The sequence below is a fragment of the Vogesella margarita genome, assembly GCF_028548475.1.
GTDB classification, from domain to species: domain Bacteria; phylum Pseudomonadota; class Gammaproteobacteria; order Burkholderiales; family Chromobacteriaceae; genus Vogesella; species Vogesella margarita.
In genome coordinates, this window is the sequence record NZ_JAQQLE010000016.1 from 34,668 (window position 1) to 52,351 (window position 17,684).

Consider the following 17,684-nt stretch of genomic DNA (forward strand, 5'->3'; position numbering starts at 1 on the left):
GGCAGATCAGATGGGGACGGCGCCGGCGAAAGCAAAGCCCGCGCCGGCCAGAACAGTGTGTTTGCGCTCAGCCGTAGCGGAACAGGCTGTCGCCGTGCTGCTTCAGCCACTGCCGCGCGCCGTGCCAGCCGGGATAGAGGCGGCCGACTTCGGCCCAGAAGGCCGGCGAATGGTTCATGTGCAAGAGGTGGGCCAGCTCGTGGGCGATCACGTAGTCGAGCACCGATTCCGGGGCCTGCACCAGCCGCCAGTTGAGGCGCACCACGCCGCGGCCGGTGCAGCTGCCCCAGCGCGTGCGCGCCGAGGACAGGCCCCAGCCGGACAGCGGTCGCGCCGCACGCGGCTGCCACAGCGCCAGCCGTGCGGCAAAGCGCTGCCGCGCCTGCTGCTGCAGGTAAGCGACCACGCTGGCGGCCAGCCGCGCCGGTTGTTCCAGCATCGGCCCGGCCAGATGCAGGGTGTCGCCGACCAGCTGCGCCTGGTGGCGGCTGGCGGCGATGCAGTGCAGGCGGTAGCTCTCGCCGCCCAGCAGCACCTGGCCCTGCGTCAGCGCGCGCTCGTTCTGCTCCGCTTGGTGACGCGCCAGATGGCGGGCGATCCAGTCGCGCTTGCTGGCCAGCACCTCGTGCAGGTAGGCCAGCGGCACCGCCGGCGGGGCGATCAACTCCACCTCGCCGTGCTTGATGCGGATGCCGACGCTCTGCCGCGCGCGCCGGATCAGGCGCACCGTCACCGCGCCGTGCGGCAGTTGCAGATTAAGCGGCGCGGGCTTTGCGTTCATCGGGGTGGGCAAACGGGCCGACGCCGCCGATCTCGCGCTGGCGCGCCTCGATCCACGCCTCCGCCTGCCGTGTCATCGCCTCCGGGCCGACATCGTCGCGCGGATAGATCGCCGGGCCGATCACCAGCGTGATCTCGCCCGGGTGCTTGAGGAAGGCATTGCGCGGCCAGAATTCGCCGGCGTTGTGCGCCACCGGCACCAGCGGCATGTCCAGCTGCTTCGCCATCCGCGCCGCGCCCAGCTTGTACTTGCCGGCCACACCGGGGCGGGTGCGGGTGCCCTCCGGAAACACGCTGATCCAGAAGCCGTGCTGCTTGCGGTTGGTACCCTGCTCCAGCATGCGGCGGTTGGCATTAGCGCGGTCGGAACGGTTGATGGTGATCGGGTTGGTCAGCGCCAGCCCCCAGCCGAAGAACGGAATCCACAGCAGCTCCTGCTTGGCGACAAACACCTGCGACGGAAAGATCTCCTGCAGCGCCAGCGTTTCCCAGCCGGACTGGTGCTTGGCGCAGATGATCGCCGGCTCCTTGACGATGTTCTCGGCGCCGATCACGCGGTAGCGCAGGCCGACCACGTGCCACAGCAGCCAGGTCAACAGCCGCGCCCAGCTCTCGCCGATCACGTGTCGGGTACGGCGCGGCAACGGCGCACCGATGAACAGGCCGAGGAAGAACAGCGGCGTGACGATGGCCACCAGCAGCCAGTAGATCAGGTTACGAATCAGCAACATGGGTGGTTCAGTTTTCCAGGTTAATCAGGTAGTCGGCGGCGGCGAACAGGTTGTCGAACACCTGCGTGCCCTCCGGCAGGCCGCCCTTTTCCAGCGTGCGCAGACCCTTGCCGGTCTTCACCAAGAGCGGCCGGCCGCCGACCGCGGCAATCGCCTGCAGGTCGCGCAGGCTGTCGCCGACCATCGGCAGGCCGTCGCCGCGCACATTGAAGCGCGCCATGATGTCTTCGACCATGCCCGGCTGCGGCTTGCGGCAGGAACACTGGTCGTCGGCGGTGTGCGGACAGAACACCACCGCATCGATGCGGCCGCCGGCCTGCCCCACCAGGCGGTGCATCTTCTCGTGCATCGCGTTGAGCGCGTGCATGTCGAACAGGCCGCGACCGATGCCGGACTGGTTGGTGGCGACCACCACGTGCCAGCCGGCCTGAGTCAGGTTGGCGATGGCGTCGCAGCTCTTCGGCAGCGGCTGCCATTCCATGGTGTTTTTGACGAAATCGTCGCGATCTTCGTTGATCACGCCGTCACGATCGAGGATGACGAGTTTCAAGCAATACTCCTAGTTCTGGCCACGGTCGCGACCGCAAGCCCCACAAAACCGGCAGTGCCCCGCCGGCCATCGTTCCCTCCACCCCGGCAACACAAACCGGAGCATCCTGCGATGCCCCGGTTTGCATACCGCCGCTCAGGCGGAAACGGCGCCGGCGGCGCCAGTTCTTACTCCGCCAGCAGCGAGATGTCGGCCACGCGGTTGAACAGTGCGGCCAACCTTGCCAACAGCGCGATGCGGTTCGCGCGGACCGCCAAGTCGTCGGCCATCACCATCACGCCGTCGAAGAAGGCATCCACCGGAGCACGCAGCGAGGCCAGCTGGGTCAGCGCGCCGGCGAAGTCGTGGGCGGCGAACTTGGCGTCCACCGCCGGTGCCAGCGCTTCCACCGCCGCGAACAGCGCGCGCTCGGCGTCCTCGGCAAACAGCGCCGGGTTCACCGCCGCGATGTCGCCCTCGGTCTTCTTCAGGATGTTCTTCACGCGCTTGTTGGCTGCGGCCAACGTTGCCGCTTCCGGCAGCGCCTTGAACTGCGCGACGGCGGCCAGGATGGCGCCCACTTCGTTCAGCTGCGTCGGCGCCAGCGCCAGCACGGCGTCGATCTCGTCGCCCTTGTAGTCGTTGGCGAGGTAGTTCTTCAGGCGTTCCAGGCAGAAGGCGTACACCTCGTCGACCACGGTGGCGGACAACAGGCCAGCCGGGAAGGCGTCGGCGGCGTCGCTGATCAGCGCCTTCAGGTCCAGCGGCGCCTCCAGCACCATGCGCAGCACGCCCAGCGCGGCACGGCGCAGCGCGAACGGGTCCTTGTCGCCGGTCGGGATCAGGCCGATGCCCCAGATGCCGACGATGGTTTCCAGCTTGTCAGCCAGTGCCACCGCGGTGGCGATGGCGCCCTGCGGCAGGCTGTCGCCGGCAAAGCGCGGGTGGTAGTGGCCTTCGATGGCGTCGGCCACCACGTCGTCCTCGCCGTCCAGGCGCGCGTAGTAGCGGCCCATGATGCCCTGCAGCTCGGGGAATTCGCCGACCATGTCGGACACCAGATCGGCCTTGGCCAGATACGCGGCGCGGCCGGCCAGCGAGCTGTCGGCGCCGAGCTTGGCGGCAATCGCGGACGCGATGCTGGTCAGGCGGGTGATGCGTTCCAGCTGGTTGCCGATCTTGTTGTGGTAGACCACGTGTTCCAGCCGCGGCAGGCGGCTGTCGAGACGGTGCTTCTGGTCCTGTTCGTAGAAGAACTTGGCGTCGGACAGGCGCGCGCGCAGCACGCGCTCGTTACCGCCCACGATGTAGCGCGGGTCTTCAGCTTCCAGGTTGGACACCAGCAGGAAGCGGTTCATCAGCTTGCCGGCGGCGTCCAGCAGCGGGAAGTACTTCTGGTTCTGCTGCATGGTCAGGATCAGGCATTCCTGCGGCACGTTCAGGAACTCGGCCTCGAAGCCGGCTTCCAGCACCACCGGCCACTCCACCAGGCCAGTCACCTCGTCGAACAGCGCGTCCGGTGCGGCAATGGTGGCGTTCAGCTTGGCGGCGGCGTGCGACAGGCGCTGGCGCACCAGCTCACGGCGGGCGAGGAAGCTGGCGATCACCTTGCCCTCTTCCGCCAGCGTGCGCGGGTAGGCATCGGCGCTAGGGATGGTCACCTCACCGGCAGACAGGAAGCGGTGGCCGCGGGTGACGTTGCCGCTTTGCAGCCCCAGCACCTCGCCGGCGACGACCTGATCGCCATGCAGCATCATCAGGCCGTGTACCGGACGCACGAACTGCACGTCCAGATCGCCCCAGCGCATCAGCTTCGGTGCCGGCAGTTTTTTCAGCGCGCTGGCGACGATGCCGGACAGTACCGCGGACAGGCTTTCGCCGGCCTTGGTCGATTCATAGGCGTACACGTCCTGCTTGCCGTCGTGCACGGTGATGAGCTGGCTCACTTCCACGCCGCAGGAGCGGGCGAAGCCGGCCAGTGCCGGAGTCGGCTGGCCGTCCTTCGTGCCGCTGGCGACCGCCGGGCCGCGGCGCACGCTGTGCTGCTCGGGCTGGATGGCGGCGACATCCGGGATCTGCACCGCCAGGCGGCGCGGGCTGGCGAACACGTGCGACTGCACGTTGCCGGCGACGAACTGCAGTTTTTTCAGTTCGTCGGTAATGGTATCGGCAAAGCTGGCGGCCAGCTTTTCCAGGGCTTTCGGCGGCAGCTCTTCGGTGAGCAGCTCGATCAACAGGGTAGCAGTCATGGTCATTCAATCTTCAAGCTAGGAGCATTGGGGGCGAGTCGGCACACCAGGCGCAGCATGGTATCGGCCGTCGAATCGGCGACTACCGGCACGAAGGTCCAGTTGAAACGCTGCAACGGGAACATCTGCGTGTACACGTGCTGGCCGCTGGCGGTCCAGTACGAGGCGCTGATGAACGCATACTGGCGCGCGTTGCAGTCGGCACGGCCTTCGAGACGGCGGATGTGATAGCGGATGCCCAGCTCTTTCTGGGTCTTGCGCTCGCTGAACCGCTCCTGGTTGACGAAACGGACAAGGCCGTCCTTGACGTTGGCGATGGAAGCCAGCTCCAGCGACAGCTCCAGGCCGGTACCGCTCTGGTACACCTGGAACTCCCCTTCCGCTTGCGGCTCCGCCTGCTGACTGCGCACATACCAGCTGAGCGCGGCCAACGTGGCCAACAGCACAAAGAACAGCGCTGCCCACGTCTTCATGTCAGTCTTTCTTGCACATCGGGAAGCCCAGCACCTCGCGTGCGGCGTAGTAGGCTTGCGCCACGCCACGGGCCAGGTTGCGGATGCGGCCGATGTAGGCGGCGCGTTCGGTCACCGAGATGGCGCCGCGCGCGTCCAGCAGGTTGAAGGTGTGGCCGGCCTTCAGGATCATCTCGTAGCCCGGCAGCGGCAGGCCGGCGTCCAGCAGGCGCTTGGCCTCGGACTCGTAGTCGCCAAACTGCTTGAACAGCAGCTCGACATTGCTGTGCTCGAAGGCAAAGCGCGACTGCTCGACTTCGTTCTGGAAGAACACGTCGCCGTAGGTGACCGGCGTGCCGTCCGGCAGACGGGTCCAGATCAGTTCGTAGACGTTCTCGATGTCCTGCAGGTACATCGCCAGACGTTCCAGACCGTAGGTGATCTCGCCCAGCACCGGCTTGCAATCGAGGCCGCCGACCTGCTGGAAGTAGGTGAACTGCGTCACCTCCATGCCGTTGAGCCACACTTCCCAGCCCAGACCCCAGGCGCCGAGGGTCGGGTTTTCCCAGTCGTCCTCGACAAAGCGGATGTCGTGCATGGTCGGATCGATGCCCAGTTCGCGCAGCGAGCCGAGGTACAGATCCTGGATATTCGGTGGCGACGGCTTCAGTACCACCTGGAACTGGTGGTGCTGGAACAGGCGGTTGGGGTTCTCGCCGTAGCGGCCGTCTTTCGGGCGACGGCTGGGCTGCACGTAGGCGGCATTCCACGGTTCCGGGCCGAGGGCGCGCAGAAAGGTGGCGGTATGCGAGGTGCCTGCGCCCACTTCGGTATCGTACGGCTGGAGCAAGGCGCAGCCCTGGCGGTTCCAGTAGTGCTGCAGGGTGAGGATGATTTCCTGAAAAGTGAGCATGTCGCGGCGTTTCGAAGATGAAAAACAAGGCACGATTCTAACCGCATCGTGCCTTGCTCTGCCATCCATTGCGGCCAACCTTGTGCCAAAGGTTGGCCGCAAACATCATATTCCGCTTACTGCCAGTCCAGAATCACCTTGCCGCTCTGCCCGGACAGCATGGCGGCGAAGCCGGCCTCGAAATCGTCGACCTTGAAGTGGTGGGTGATGATCGGCGAAATATCCAGACCGGACTGGATCAGCGCCACCATCTTGTACCAGGTCTCGAACATCTCGCGACCATAGATACCCTTGATCTCCAGGCCCTTGAAGATCACCTGGTTCCAGTCGATGGAGGTGTTGGCCGGCGGGATGCCCAAGAGCGCCACCTTGCCGCCGTGGTTCATCACGTCCAGCATCTGGCGGAAGGCGTGCGGGTTGCCGGACATTTCCAGGCCCACGTCGAAGCCTTCGCTCATGTGCAGTTCCTGCATCACCGCCTTCAGGTCTTCATTGGCCACGTTCACCGCGCGGGTGGCGCCCATCTTGCGCGCCAGCTCCAGACGGTATTCGTTGACGTCGGTGATCACCACGTGGCGGGCGCCGACGTGTTTGGCGATGGCCACCGCCATGATGCCGATCGGGCCGGCGCCGGTGATCAGCACGTCCTCGCCGACCAGGTTGAACGACAGCGCGGTGTGCACCGCGTTGCCGAACGGGTCGAAGATGGACGCCAGATCATCGGAGATGTCGTCCGGGATCGGGAAGGCGTTGAAGGCCGGAATCACCAGGTATTCGGCAAACGCGCCTTCGCGGTTGACGCCGACGCCGGTGGTGTTACGGCACAGGTGGCGACGGCCGGCGCGACAGTTGCGGCAGTGACCGCAGGTGATGTGGCCTTCACCGGACACGCGGTCGCCGATCTTGAAGCCCTGCACTTCCGAGCCCATGCCGGCAACGACGCCGACGTACTCGTGGCCGACGTGCATCGGCACCGGAATGGTCTTCTGCGCCCAGTCGTCCCAGTTCCAGATGTGGATGTCGGTGCCGCAGATCGCGGTCTTGGTGATCTTGATCAGCAGGTCGTTGTGGCCGACTTCAGGATGCGGAACGTCGGTCATGGACAGGCCGGGAGCGGCCTGCAGTTTGGCAAGAGCTTTCATGTTTTATCCTGTAGTGCGCCGCCCGGGCGGCGGCACGATGAAACGGTACGCAAACGCCAGGCGGCATGGCGCCGCCGTGGCGACGGCAAAAATCAGATCACGCCCAGTTCGCGGCCAACCTTGATGAAGGCGGCGACGGTGTGCTGCACCTGCTCCAGCGTGTGGCCGGCCGACATCTGGGTGCGGATGCGCGCCTTGCCTTTCGGCACCACCGGGTAGGAGAAGCCGGTGACGAACACGCCTTCGGCCAGCAGCGCGGCCGCCATCTCGCCGGCCAGCTTGGCATCACCCAGCATCACCGGAATGATCGGGTGCTGACCCGGCACCAGGCTGAAACCGGCCTCGCTCATCGCCTTGCGGAAGTAGTCGGCATTGCGCTTCAGGTTGGCGCGCAGCTCGGCGCCCTCTTCGGTGGCCAGGATCTGCAGCACTTTCAGGCTGGCGGCGGCGATGGCCGGTGCCAGGGTGTTGGAGAACAGGTAGGGGCGCGAACGCTGGCGCAGCAGGTCGATGATGGGCTTGCGGCCGGAAACATAACCGCCGGACGCGCCACCCAGCGCCTTGCCCAGCGTGCCGGTGTAGATGTCGACGCGGTCGCTGACGCCGCACAGCTCCGGCGTGCCGGCGCCGGTCTCGCCCATGAAGCCGACGGCGTGCGAATCGTCCACCATCACGATGGCGCCGTAGCGTTCGGCCACGTCGCACAGGGTTTTCAGGTCGGCGATGATGCCGTCCATCGAGAACACGCCGTCGGTGACGATCAGCTTGAAACGCGCACCGGCAGCGTCGGCGGCCTTGAGCTGGGTTTCCAGATCGGCCATGTCGTTGTTTTTGTAGCGGAAACGCTTGGCCTTGCACAGGCGCACGCCGTCGATGATGGAGGCGTGGTTCAGCTCGTCGGAGATCACCGCGTCGTCTTCGGTGAGCAGGGTCTCGAACACGCCGCCGTTGGCGTCGAAGCAGCTGGAATAGAGGATGGTGTCGTCGGTGCCGAGGAAGCAGGAGATCGCCGCTTCCAGATCCTTGTGCACCTGCTGCGTGCCGCAGATGAAACGCACCGAGGCGCAGCCGTAGCCGTAATCGTCCAGACCCTGCTTCGCCGCCGCGATCAGGCGCGCGTCGTCGGCGAGGCCCAGGTAGTTGTTGGCGCAGAAGTTCAGCACCTCGCGACCGCCGGACAGGGTGATGTCGGCACGTTGCGGCGTGGCGATCACGCGTTCCGGTTTCTCGAAACCGTCGGCGCGGATTTGCGCCAGCGTGGCTTGCAGATGAGCGAGATAGGTGTGGTTCATGCGGGCGTGTCCCTGTGGTTCAGCGTGGAGGCCGGTACGCCAAGCGGTGCCGGCAAGCAATGTTCTGTCACCATTCTAGACCCGCGCCGACGACTTTATCAGGGACAGTTGCGCACGATTTTCAGAGGGTGAGTGTTACCCCCGCTCGGCCGGCAACACCCCGGCTGTGCGACAATATGCCTCCTTTTTCCCTTCCCCGCCGTCACCGTGAACCGCCAGCCGCCTGTGCCAGCGCATTGCCGCCACTGTGTGCACTACTACATTACCCACGACGCCCGCTTTCCCTACGGCTGCCGCGCGATGGACTTCAAGAGCAAGCGCCAGCCGCTGCAGGACGTGCGCGACAGCACCGGCCGCGACTGCGTAACCTTCACCGCCCGCGCCCCCGCGCCCACAAACCACGACGGCCAGCCTGGCAAGGCTGGCCGCAATGGCGCTTGAACTTTATCTGGCGGGCTCCCCCTCTTGGCCGGCCCGGCCGCCCGCGGCTTACTGCTTGTGTTCTGGCTGCGGCGCCATTTTCTTGTGCATCATTTTCTTGTGCATGGCGTGCTTGTGATGCGCTTTCCGGTGCACCGCTTTTTTATGCTTGTGCATCATCGGCTTGGCCATGTCAGGCTTGTGCTCTGGCTGGTAGGCAACCTTGTGGATGACAGCGGCGTTGGCTTCCGGTTTGGCGTTCGCCGCAAAGGTGGCCGCCGAGCTCAGGCCAATCAGGGCAGCCATCGTCAGTAGCGTCAGTTTTTTCATGATTCATCACCTTGAGTGGAGCGGGTGCAACACCATGCTGCACCTGATAACTGCATGGTAGATGGCCACCCTGGTGCCGTATGTAGCGACTCTGTAACCAGATGTTGCCGTGGTCACCCCTTAGCGTTACATCACGTTACCTGCCGCCGCGCGCAGCAGCCGGCGCCATAAAAAATGCGGCCAACGTTGGCCGCATTTTGCCGTGACAGCTGCGCGTATCAGCGACGCAGCAGCCGTGCCGCGTCCAGCGCGAAGTAGGTGAGGATGCCGTCGGCGCCGGCGCGCTTAAAGGCGAGCAGGCTTTCCATCATGCACTTCTCTTCGTCCAGCCAGCCGTTCTGGAACGCCGCCTTCAGCATCGCGTATTCGCCGGACACCTGGTAGGCGTAGGTCGGCACCTTGAAGGTGTCCTTGATGCGACGGATCACGTCCAGATAGGGCATGCCCGGCTTGATCATCACCATGTCGGCGCCCTCTTCCAGATCCATCGCCACCTCCTGGATCGCCTCGTCGAGGTTGGCCGGGTCCATCTGGTAGGTGTACTTGTCGGCCTTGCCAAGGTTGGCCGCAGAGCCGACCGCATCGCGGAACGGGCCGTAGAAGGCCGACGCGTACTTGGCGCTGTAGGCCAGGATTTTGGTGTGGATGTAGCCGTCTTCTTCCAGCGCGCTGCGGATGGCGCCGATGCGGCCGTCCATCATGTCGGACGGGCCGAGCACGTCGGCGCCGGCCTCGGCGTGACACAGCGCCTGCTGCACCAGCACTTCGGTGGTTTCATCGTTCAGCACGTAGCCGCTGTCGTCGAGCAGGCCGTCCTGGCCGTGGATGGTGTACGGGTCGAGTGCGAGGTCGGTCATGATGCCAAGCTCGGGGAAGCGCGCCTTCAGCTCGCGCACCACGGTCGGCACCAGCCCGTCCGGGTTGTAGGCTTCCTTGCCGGAGTTGTCCTTGCCGGTTTCAATCACCGGGAAGATGGACAGCATCGGGATGCCCAGCTGCAGCGCGTCTTCGGCGGTAAACAGCAGCTTGTCCAGGCTCTGGCGCACCACGCCCGGCATCGACGTCACCGCCTGCTCGCGCCCCTCGCCTTCCAGCACGAATACCGGATAGATCAGGTCGTTGGTGGTCAGCACGTTTTCACGCATCAGGCGGCGGGAGAAGTCGTCACGGCGCATGCGACGCAGACGGGTCGCGGGGAAGTAGCGATTGGCAAACATGAGGGTCTTTCGCGGCAAACGGTTCAGAAGGAAGGCGCTAACGATAGCAAGACTGGGACAACCGGCACAGCAGAAGTTCAGCGGCATTTGCGGCAGCGCAAGGTTGGCCGCAACGCCGCGCGGCGTCAGCGCGACGCCGCGTCCTCATCCTGTTCGGCCTGTTCGCGGCGGGCGTAGGTGCCCGGCGCCACACCCGGCGGCAGCTCGATCGGCGGCTGTTTTTGCGACAGCCGCGCCAGCGTGGTGATGATGGTGCCCAGCGGCGCGCCGATGATCACGATCCAGAACCAGGTGCTGTGCAGTAAATCCATGGTGGGAATCCAGTGCAAAACGCCGGGCAGACCCAGCGTCGATGTTGATGCGGATAAGGCCACAGGATACCAAATACCGCCCCCGCCCGCAGCGCAGCGCCCCAGCCATCCCTCGTTCCCGTTCCGGAAAAAACACCGGCTGGCTCCTGAAAAAACCGAAATTTAAGTGCATTTTGTCAATTCAGACAAAATATTCAGTGAAAAACCGGGAACGATAATTTTTATACTATCCCGGCTTTCGGGCATTGCCACTGCCACCCAAGCAGGGGAATGTCCGGAAGCGTCTGGCAGGGAGAACTGGCACCGACAAGCAGCCGGCCCCTGCCGCATGCAACGCCGAGGCCCGATCGGCCCGGATGTTGCGCCTTGCACAACCTGGAGAGACCCTACTTTATGCAACCTCAGCAAGACAACTTGCAGCGCGGACTCGAGGAGCGCCACATCAACCTGATGGCCCTCGGTGCCGCCATCGGCGTCGGCCTGTTCCTCGGCTCGGCCAGCGCGATCAAGATGGCCGGCCCCGCCATCATGATTTCCTATGCGCTGGGCGGCGTGGCCATCTTTCTCATCATGCGCGCCCTGGGCGAAATGGCCATCCACAACCCGGTAGCAGGCTCGTTCAGCCGCTACGCCCAGAACTACATCGGCCCGCTGGCCGGTTATCTCACCGGCTGGAATTACTGGTTCCTGTGGATCGTCACCTGCATGGCGGAAATCACCGCCGTCGGCGTCTACATGGGCGTCTGGTTCCCCGATGTGCCGCACTGGATCTGGGCACTCTCGGCACTGCTGATGATGGGTTCGCTCAACTTCATTGCCGTGAAGGCTTATGGCGAGTTCGAATTCTGGTTTGCACTGATCAAGATCGTCACCATCGTGCTGATGATCGTGTCCAGCGTCGGCATGATCGCCTTCGGCATCGGCAACGGCGGCATTGCCACCGGCATTTCCAACCTGTGGTCGCACGGCGGCTTCATGCCGCATGGCGTCAAGGGCATCCTGATGTCGATGCAGATGGTGATGTTTGCCTATCTGGGTGTGGAGATGATCGGCCTGACCGCAGGCGAAGCGAAAAACCCGAAAAAAACCCTGGCAAGGGCTGTTGATTCCGTTTTCTGGCGTATTCTGATTTTTTATGTCGGTGCACTATTTGTCGTGATGTCGATTTACCCGTGGGACCAGATCGGCACCGCCGGCAGTCCTTTCGTCATGACCTTTGAAAAAATGGGCATCCCGGCTGCCGCGGGCATCATCAACTTCGTGGTGCTGACTGCCGCGCTGTCCTCCTGCAACAGCGGCATTTTCAGTACTGGCCGCATGCTGTACAACCTGGCCCAGCAAGGCCAGGCATTGCCGATGTTCGGCAAGGTCGGCAAGAACGGCGTGCCCAACATGGCGGTGCTGATTTCCGTCGCGATGTTGCTGGGTGGCGTGCTGCTGAACTACATCGCCCCCAAGGAAGTCTTCACCTGGCTGACCGCCATTTCCACCTTTGGCGCGGTCTGGACCTGGGCCGTGATCCTGGTATCGCAGCTGAAATTCCGTCGCATGCTCACACCGGGACAAGTCGCCAAGCTGGAACACCGCATGCCGTTCTTCCCTTACGGCTCCTACATCGCGCTGGCCTTCCTGCTGCTGGTCATCGGCCTGATGGCCTACTTCCCGGAGACACGCATCGCGCTGATCATCGGGCCGGGCTGGCTGGTACTGCTGGTCGCCCTGTACTACCTGCTGGGCTACCACCGTCAGGCAGACGATGCTGCAGAACCGGCATATCAGTCATGATCTGAACTGTCGGCAATCAGAAACGGCGACCCTCCAGGTCGCCGTTTTTTATCGCACATACCCGCAAGCTCGCGGCTATCCCTGCCTTGCCGCAGGCAGCCCCATCGCGCTGGCAGCACCTGCCGAATACGCAGAGACCGGCACGGGTTCGGTCTGACGGGGAGCCCGGCTCCATGTGCCTACCGGGTCACCGCTATCCGTCGTTTCCCCCTACTTCGTCCGCGATGATGCCCAGCGTGCAGCAAGGTTGGCCGCAAGCAGCTTGCGAGACGCGCCGGCTACCGGATGGCTTTCCCTGTGCGTGTGCAGACAATCGCGGGCACAGGATGCGCCGCACGCTTGACGCCACCGATACCGATGCCTGCGGCCACCATCCCGTATGGCACTGCCGATTGCGCCCGGCAACAGTAGCGGCGCTGCAATCATCACGACGTAGCCACACCAAAGAACACGGCCCGGCAGCACGCTGCCGGGCCATCGCCGCGTGGCGGCGCAGCAATGAAAAAACGCCGGGTTTCCCCGGCGTCAATGATGATGCGGATGACAGCAAGTCTATCAAACTCGGTCGTAGACCGGTTGACCGCCGTGCTTGCGCTCTTCTTCCAGATTGTCTTCCGACTGATGGCCGGTCCAGTAGTCGGCGCCCTTGATGCCCAGTTTTTCCGGGTGGAACACCGGATCCAGGCCTTTGGCCAGCTGTGCTTCGTAGTCGCGCAGTGCGATGAAGGCCGGCTTCTGCAGCAGCAGGATGGCGGCGATGTTCATCCAGGCCATCATGCCGACACCGATATCACCCAGACCCCATGCCAGATCGGCGGTCTTCACGGTGCCGTATACCACGGTTGCCATGATGCCGATCTTCAGCACCAGCGTCAGCCAAGGACGGTTCACCTTGCGGCTCAGGTAGGCAATGTTGGTTTCAGCGATGTAGTAGTAGGCGATGATGGTGGTGAAGGCGAAGAAGAACAGTGCCACGGCCACGAAGATGGAACCGAAGCCAGGCATGATGTTTTCCATCGCGGTCTGCACGTAGCCAGGACCAGCAGCTACACCGGCGATACCGGTATGCAGCGCATTACCATCCGGACCTTGTACGTTGTACTGGCCGGTAATCAGCAGCATGAAGGCGGTAGCGGAGCACACGAACAGGGTGTCGATGTAGACCGAGAACGCCTGTACCAGACCCTGCTTGGCAGGATGCGATACCGCAGCGGCGGACGATGCGTGCGGGCCGGTACCCTGACCAGCTTCGTTGGAGTACACGCCACGCTTCACGCCCCACTGGATCGCCAGACCCAAGATGGCACCGAAGGCGGCATCAAGACCGAAAGCGCTCTTGAAGATCAGCGTCAGTACGCCAGGCAGCTGATGGATGTTCAGTGCCACGATCACGCAAGCCACGATGATGTAAGCCAGTGCCATGAACGGCACCACGATTTCGGCAAAGGAAGCGATACGCTTCACGCCACCGAAGATGATGAAGCCCAGCATCAGCGCGAGGATGGCTGCCGTCACGTTCGGGTCGATGCCCAGCGCGTTCTGCAGGCCGGCACCGATGGAGTTGGACTGGGTGCCCGGCAGCAGCACGCCGCAGGCAAACACGGTCGCAATGGCAAACACGATCGCGAACGGCTTCATGCCCAGGCCCTTCTCGATGTAGAAGGCCGGACCGCCACGGAACTCGCCGTTGATCTTTTCCTTGTAGATCTGGCCGAGGGTGGACTCGACGAAGGCCGAGCTGGCGCCCAGGAAGGCAACCATCCACATCCAGAACAGGGCACCCGGGCCGCCGAAGGTGATCGCGGTCGCCACACCGGCGATGTTACCGGTACCGACACGACCAGCCAGGGTCATGGCCAGCGCCTGGAACGACGACACGCCGCTGTCGCTGGACTTGCCGTCAAACATCAAACGGATCATTTCGCCGAAATGGCGTACTTGCGCAAAACGGCTGCGGATGGAAAAGAACAAACCAACGCCCAGGCAAAGGAAGATCAATCCCTTGCTCCAGATCCAGCCATTCAGAAAATCAACTGCTGCCTGCATGTTTACTCCTCAGTTTCAAGGGAGGGTCTGTACCCGCTCCGACGGTGTTGTGGCCGCCACAGCCTAGTAGGCCGTAGCGTGCTATCGCACAGGTCATGTGCCTGTTTCGCGAGAGCTGAACATTACTGAAACAAGTTCCGCGTGAATAGTAGCCTGGATACATTAGCCATTATTTGTCAGACAATCCGCAAAATAACGGCACATCCTTGCGCCAGAAAACAAAACACGCCGTCAAACTTGCTTGACGGCGTGTCTTTGAAACAACTGAAAGCGATGCTAATCAGCCAAAAAAGTCTTTCAGTTTGTCCATGAACGAGTTGGCACGCGGGTTGTGCGTCGCAACATCGCCCTGGCTGATGGCCTCGAATTCGCGCAGCAATTCCTTCTGCCGCTCGGTGAGATTGACCGGCGTTTCGACGATGACGTGGCACATCAGATCGCCGACATCATGGCCGCGCACCGATTTCACGCCCTTGCCGCGCACGCGGTAGACCTTGCCGCTCTGCGTTTCCGCCGCGATCTTGACCTTGACCATGCCGTCCAGGGTCGGGATTTCCACCTCGCCGCCCAGCGCCGCGGTGGCGAAGCTGATCGGCATTTCACAATGCAGATCCATGCCGTCGCGCTCGAACACGCTGTGCTTCTTGATGTGAGTGACCACGAACAGGTCGCCGGCCGGGCCGCCGTTCTGCCCCGGTTCGCCCTCGCCGGACAGGCGGATGCGGTCACCCTCGTCCACGCCGGCCGGGATCTTCACGTTCAGCGTCTTGTGCGTCTTCACCTGGCCCGCACCGTGGCACTTGTGGCACGGATCGGTGATCTGCTTGCCGCTGCCGTGGCAGGTCGGGCAGCTCTGCTGGATGGAGAAGAAGCCCTGGCTCATGCGCACCTGGCCGTGACCGCCGCAGGTGGTGCAGGTCTTGGGCTGGGTACCCGGCTTGGCACCGGAGCCGTGGCACACGTCGCAGTTTTCGTGCGACGGGATACGGATCTGCTTCTCGCAGCCGCGCGCCGCTTCTTCCAGCGTGATCTCCATGTTGTAGCGCAGGTCGGAACCGCGATACACATTGGAACGACCACCGCCGCCGCCACGCTGGCCGCCGAAGATGTCGCTGAAGATGTCGCCGAAATCGAAGCCGCCGAAGCCGGCACCGCCGCCGCCCATGCCAGCCTGCGGGTCTACCCCGGCGTGGCCGTACTGGTCGTAGGCGGCACGTTTCTGGCCGTCCGACAGGATTTCATACGCGGCCTTGACCTCCTTGAACTTTTCTTCGGCGTCCTTGCTGTCCGGATTACGGTCCGGGTGGTACTTCATCGCCAGCTTGCGATAGGCCTTCTTGATGTCGTCGTCCGACGCATCGCGATTGACGCCCAGTACCTCGTAAAAGTCCTTTTTAGCCATGCTGTCTCACCAGTGCGCCCAACCGCAAAAGGTTGGCCGCAAGTTTTACCAATGAAAAAGCACAGCGCCCGCGCGCGAGCCCTGTGCCTTGTCTTCCGTCAGCCGATTACTTGTCTTTCTTCACTTCTTCGAACTCGGCGTCGACCACGTTGCCGTCGTCCTGCTTGCCTGCGTCCGCTTCGGTGTTGGCGGCACCTTCCGCACCCTGCTCCGCGTACATCTGCTCGGCCAGTTTGTGCGATGCCTTCATCAGCACTTCGATCTTGGCGTCGATGGCTTCCTTGTCGTCGCCCTTGACCACTTCTTCCGCCTCTTTCAGCGCGGCTTCGATCGCGGTCTTCTCTTCGGCGGAGATCTTGTCGCCGTGCTCGGTCAGCGATTTTTTCACGCTGTGGATCAGGCCTTCACCCTGGTTGCGGGCCTGCACCAGCTCGTGCAGCTTCTTGTCTTCTTCCGCGTTCAGCTCGGCGTCGCGCACCATTTGCTGGATTTCGTCTTCGGACAGACCGGACGACGCCTGGATGGTGATGTTGGCCTGCTTGCCGGTGGCCTTGTCCTTGGCCGACACGTGCAGGATGCCGTTGGCGTCGATGTTGAATTCCACCTCGATCTGCGGCACGCCACGGGCGGCGGCAGGGATATCACCCAGGTTGAACTGGCCCAGCGACTTGTTGGCGGAAGCCTTCTCGCGCTCGCCCTGCAGCACGTGGATGGTTACCGCGGTCTGGTTGTCTTCGGCGGTCGAGAACACCTGCGACGCCTTGGTCGGGATGGTGGTGTTCTTCTGGATCAGCTTGGTCATGATGCCGCCCATGGTTTCGATACCCAGCGACAGCGGGGTCACGTCCAGCAGCAGCACGTCCTTGCGATCGCCGGACAGGACCGAACCCTGGATCGCGGCGCCCACGGCCACGGCTTCGTCCGGGTTCACGTCACGGCGTGGCTCCTTGCCGAAGAAGGCCTTCACAGCTTCCTGTACTTTCGGCATACGGGTCTGACCGCCCACCAGGATCACGTCGGTGATGTCGGCCAGCGATACGCCGGCGTCTTTCAGTGCCACCTTGCAAGGCTCGATGGAGCGCTGAACCAGATCGTCGACCAGGCTTTCGAACTTGGCGCGGGTGATCTTCATCGCCAGGTGCTTCGGACCGGTGGCGTCCATGGTGATGTACGGCAGGTTCACTTCGGTCTGGGTCGCGGACGACAGCTCGATCTTGGCCTTTTCCGCGGCTTCCTTCAGACGCTGCAGGGCCATCACGTCGTTCTTCAGATCAACGCCCTGGTCTTTCTTGAACTCGGTCACGATGTAGTCGATCAGACGCTGGTCGAAGTCCTCACCGCCCAGGAAGGTGTCACCGTTGGTGGACAGCACTTCGAATTGGTGCTCGCCGTCCACGTCGGCGATTTCGATGATGGACACGTCGAAGGTACCGCCGCCGAGGTCATACACGGCAATCTTGCGGTCGCCTTCCTGCTTGGCCAGGCCAAAGGCCAGCGCGGCAGCGGTCGGTTCGTTGATGATGCGCTTCACGTCCAAACCGGCGATGCGGCCGGCGTCCTTGGTGGCCTGACGCTGGCTGTCGTTGAAGTAGGCAGGCACGGTGATCACCGCTTCGGTCACTTCTTCGCCCAGATAGTCTTCGGCGGCTTTCTTCATCTTGCGCAGCACTTCGGCGGAGATTTGCGGCGGTGCCATTTCCTTGTCGCGCACCTGAACCCACGCATCGCCGTTACCGGCTTTCTTGATCTGGAAAGGCATCAGGTCGATGTCTTTCTGCACTTCCTTGTCTTCGAAACGACGGCCGATCAGGCGCTTCACCGCGTACAGGGTGTTTTTCGGGTTGGTCACCGCCTGGCGTTTTGCCGGGGCGCCCACCAGGATTTCGCCGTCTTCCATGTAAGCGATGATGGACGGAGTGGTACGCGTGCCTTCGGCGTTCTCGATGACCAGCGGGTTGCCGTTCTCGACAACGGCCACGCAGGAGTTGGTGGTGCCCAGGTCAATACCGATAATTTTGCCCATAGTGCTGAATCCTTTCGATTTGATCTCGATTTAATCTGTTTGCTTGCCCGTCGCAGCCTGTG

General features: G+C 63.2%; 16 protein-coding genes. 2 read left to right on the forward strand and 14 right to left on the reverse strand.

The window, feature by feature from the left end; translation table 11 throughout:
* Positions 1-67: 67 nt before the first annotated feature.
* The 8 genes from PQU96_RS15500 to PQU96_RS15535 all read right to left on the reverse strand — a co-directional run bounded on the left by PQU96_RS15500 (position 68) and on the right by PQU96_RS15535 (position 8,088).
* Positions 68-781, reverse strand: a complete 714-nt coding sequence (locus PQU96_RS15500) for a M48 family metallopeptidase (protein WP_272773308.1) — start codon at positions 779-781, stop codon at positions 68-70.
* Positions 756-1,511: a lysophospholipid acyltransferase family protein gene (locus PQU96_RS15505; protein WP_189372040.1), complete on the reverse strand. Its 756-nt coding sequence runs from the start codon at positions 1,509-1,511 to the stop codon at positions 756-758. The genes PQU96_RS15500 and PQU96_RS15505 overlap by 26 nt, the downstream gene beginning before the upstream one ends.
* 7 nt (positions 1,512-1,518) lie before the next feature.
* Positions 1,519-2,061, reverse strand: coding sequence for a D-glycero-beta-D-manno-heptose 1,7-bisphosphate 7-phosphatase (gene gmhB / locus PQU96_RS15510; protein ID WP_272773309.1), 543 nt, complete (start codon positions 2,059-2,061; stop codon positions 1,519-1,521).
* 167 nt (positions 2,062-2,228) lie between these two features.
* Positions 2,229-4,289: a glycine--tRNA ligase subunit beta gene (gene glyS, locus PQU96_RS15515; RefSeq protein ID WP_373316302.1), complete on the reverse strand. Its 2,061-nt coding sequence runs from the start codon at positions 4,287-4,289 to the stop codon at positions 2,229-2,231.
* A gap of 2 nt (positions 4,290-4,291) precedes the next feature.
* Positions 4,292-4,762: a surface-adhesin E family protein gene (locus PQU96_RS15520; RefSeq protein ID WP_272773311.1), complete on the reverse strand. Its 471-nt coding sequence runs from the start codon at positions 4,760-4,762 to the stop codon at positions 4,292-4,294.
* A gap of 1 nt (position 4,763) precedes the next feature.
* Positions 4,764-5,654 (reverse strand): glycine--tRNA ligase subunit alpha, encoded by an 891-nt coding sequence (gene glyQ, locus PQU96_RS15525; protein WP_272773312.1) that lies wholly within the window; start codon positions 5,652-5,654, stop codon positions 4,764-4,766.
* Positions 5,655-5,770: 116 nt separating this feature from the next.
* Entirely contained in the window at positions 5,771-6,796 is a 1,026-nt protein-coding gene (gene tdh, locus PQU96_RS15530) for an L-threonine 3-dehydrogenase (RefSeq protein ID WP_272773313.1), read from the reverse strand.
* 92 nt (positions 6,797-6,888) lie between these two features.
* Entirely contained in the window at positions 6,889-8,088 is a 1,200-nt protein-coding gene (locus tag PQU96_RS15535; RefSeq protein WP_272773314.1) for a glycine C-acetyltransferase, read from the reverse strand.
* A 249-nt stretch (positions 8,089-8,337) separates the two neighbouring features.
* Between PQU96_RS15535 and PQU96_RS15540 the strand changes: the two genes are divergently transcribed.
* Positions 8,338-8,529, forward strand: a complete 192-nt coding sequence (locus tag PQU96_RS15540; RefSeq protein ID WP_272773315.1) for a hypothetical protein — start codon at positions 8,338-8,340, stop codon at positions 8,527-8,529.
* Positions 8,530-8,577: 48 nt separating this feature from the next.
* Here PQU96_RS15540 and PQU96_RS15545 read toward each other — a convergent pair whose 3' ends face one another.
* The 3 genes from PQU96_RS15545 to PQU96_RS15555 all read right to left on the reverse strand — a co-directional run bounded on the left by PQU96_RS15545 (position 8,578) and on the right by PQU96_RS15555 (position 10,366).
* Positions 8,578-8,838 (reverse strand): hypothetical protein, encoded by a 261-nt coding sequence (locus PQU96_RS15545; protein ID WP_272773316.1) that lies wholly within the window; start codon positions 8,836-8,838, stop codon positions 8,578-8,580.
* 218 nt (positions 8,839-9,056) lie between these two features.
* Positions 9,057-10,055: a porphobilinogen synthase gene (gene hemB / locus PQU96_RS15550; protein WP_272773317.1), complete on the reverse strand. Its 999-nt coding sequence runs from the start codon at positions 10,053-10,055 to the stop codon at positions 9,057-9,059.
* 125 nt (positions 10,056-10,180) lie between these two features.
* Positions 10,181-10,366 (reverse strand): hypothetical protein, encoded by a 186-nt coding sequence (locus tag PQU96_RS15555; protein ID WP_272773318.1) that lies wholly within the window; start codon positions 10,364-10,366, stop codon positions 10,181-10,183.
* 393 nt (positions 10,367-10,759) lie between these two features.
* Between PQU96_RS15555 and PQU96_RS15560 the strand changes: the two genes are divergently transcribed.
* Entirely contained in the window at positions 10,760-12,151 is a 1,392-nt protein-coding gene (locus PQU96_RS15560; protein ID WP_272773319.1) for an amino acid permease, read from the forward strand.
* A gap of 555 nt (positions 12,152-12,706) precedes the next feature.
* Here the strand turns inward: PQU96_RS15560 and PQU96_RS15565 are convergent.
* The 3 genes from PQU96_RS15565 to dnaK all read right to left on the reverse strand — a co-directional run bounded on the left by PQU96_RS15565 (position 12,707) and on the right by dnaK (position 17,622).
* The gene (locus PQU96_RS15565; RefSeq protein WP_272773320.1) at positions 12,707-14,197 is read right to left on the reverse strand and encodes an alanine/glycine:cation symporter family protein; all 1,491 of its coding nucleotides are present in this window, start codon (positions 14,195-14,197) and stop codon (positions 12,707-12,709) included.
* A gap of 280 nt (positions 14,198-14,477) precedes the next feature.
* A complete protein-coding gene (gene dnaJ / locus PQU96_RS15570) occupies positions 14,478-15,599 on the reverse strand; it encodes a molecular chaperone DnaJ (protein WP_272773321.1) in 1,122 nt (373 codons plus the stop codon).
* Between the two features lie 106 nt (positions 15,600-15,705).
* Positions 15,706-17,622, reverse strand: coding sequence for a molecular chaperone DnaK (gene dnaK / locus PQU96_RS15575; RefSeq protein WP_272773322.1), 1,917 nt, complete (start codon positions 17,620-17,622; stop codon positions 15,706-15,708).
* Between the last annotated feature and the right edge of the window lie 62 nt (positions 17,623-17,684).

Coding starts and splice junctions, on each gene's coding strand:
- PQU96_RS15500 (WP_272773308.1), bottom strand. CDS start 781: ATGAACGCAAAGCCCGCGCCGCTTAATCTGCAACTGCCGCACGGCGCG.
- PQU96_RS15505 (WP_189372040.1), bottom strand. CDS start 1,511: ATGTTGCTGATTCGTAACCTGATCTACTGGCTGCTGGTGGCCATCGTC.
- glyS (WP_373316302.1), bottom strand. CDS start 4,289: ATGACTGCTACCCTGTTGATCGAGCTGCTCACCGAAGAGCTGCCGCCG.
- PQU96_RS15520 (WP_272773311.1), bottom strand. CDS start 4,762: ATGAAGACGTGGGCAGCGCTGTTCTTTGTGCTGTTGGCCACGTTGGCC.
- glyQ (WP_272773312.1), bottom strand. CDS start 5,654: ATGCTCACTTTTCAGGAAATCATCCTCACCCTGCAGCACTACTGGAAC.
- tdh (WP_272773313.1), bottom strand. CDS start 6,796: ATGAAAGCTCTTGCCAAACTGCAGGCCGCTCCCGGCCTGTCCATGACC.
- PQU96_RS15535 (WP_272773314.1), bottom strand. CDS start 8,088: ATGAACCACACCTATCTCGCTCATCTGCAAGCCACGCTGGCGCAAATC.
- PQU96_RS15545 (WP_272773316.1), bottom strand. CDS start 8,838: ATGAAAAAACTGACGCTACTGACGATGGCTGCCCTGATTGGCCTGAGC.
- hemB (WP_272773317.1), bottom strand. CDS start 10,055: ATGTTTGCCAATCGCTACTTCCCCGCGACCCGTCTGCGTCGCATGCGC.
- PQU96_RS15555 (WP_272773318.1), bottom strand. CDS start 10,366: ATGGATTTACTGCACAGCACCTGGTTCTGGATCGTGATCATCGGCGCG.
- PQU96_RS15560 (WP_272773319.1), top strand. CDS start 10,760: ATGCAACCTCAGCAAGACAACTTGCAGCGCGGACTCGAGGAGCGCCAC.
- PQU96_RS15565 (WP_272773320.1), bottom strand. CDS start 14,197: ATGCAGGCAGCAGTTGATTTTCTGAATGGCTGGATCTGGAGCAAGGGA.
- dnaJ (WP_272773321.1), bottom strand. CDS start 15,599: ATGGCTAAAAAGGACTTTTACGAGGTACTGGGCGTCAATCGCGATGCG.
- dnaK (WP_272773322.1), bottom strand. CDS start 17,622: ATGGGCAAAATTATCGGTATTGACCTGGGCACCACCAACTCCTGCGTG.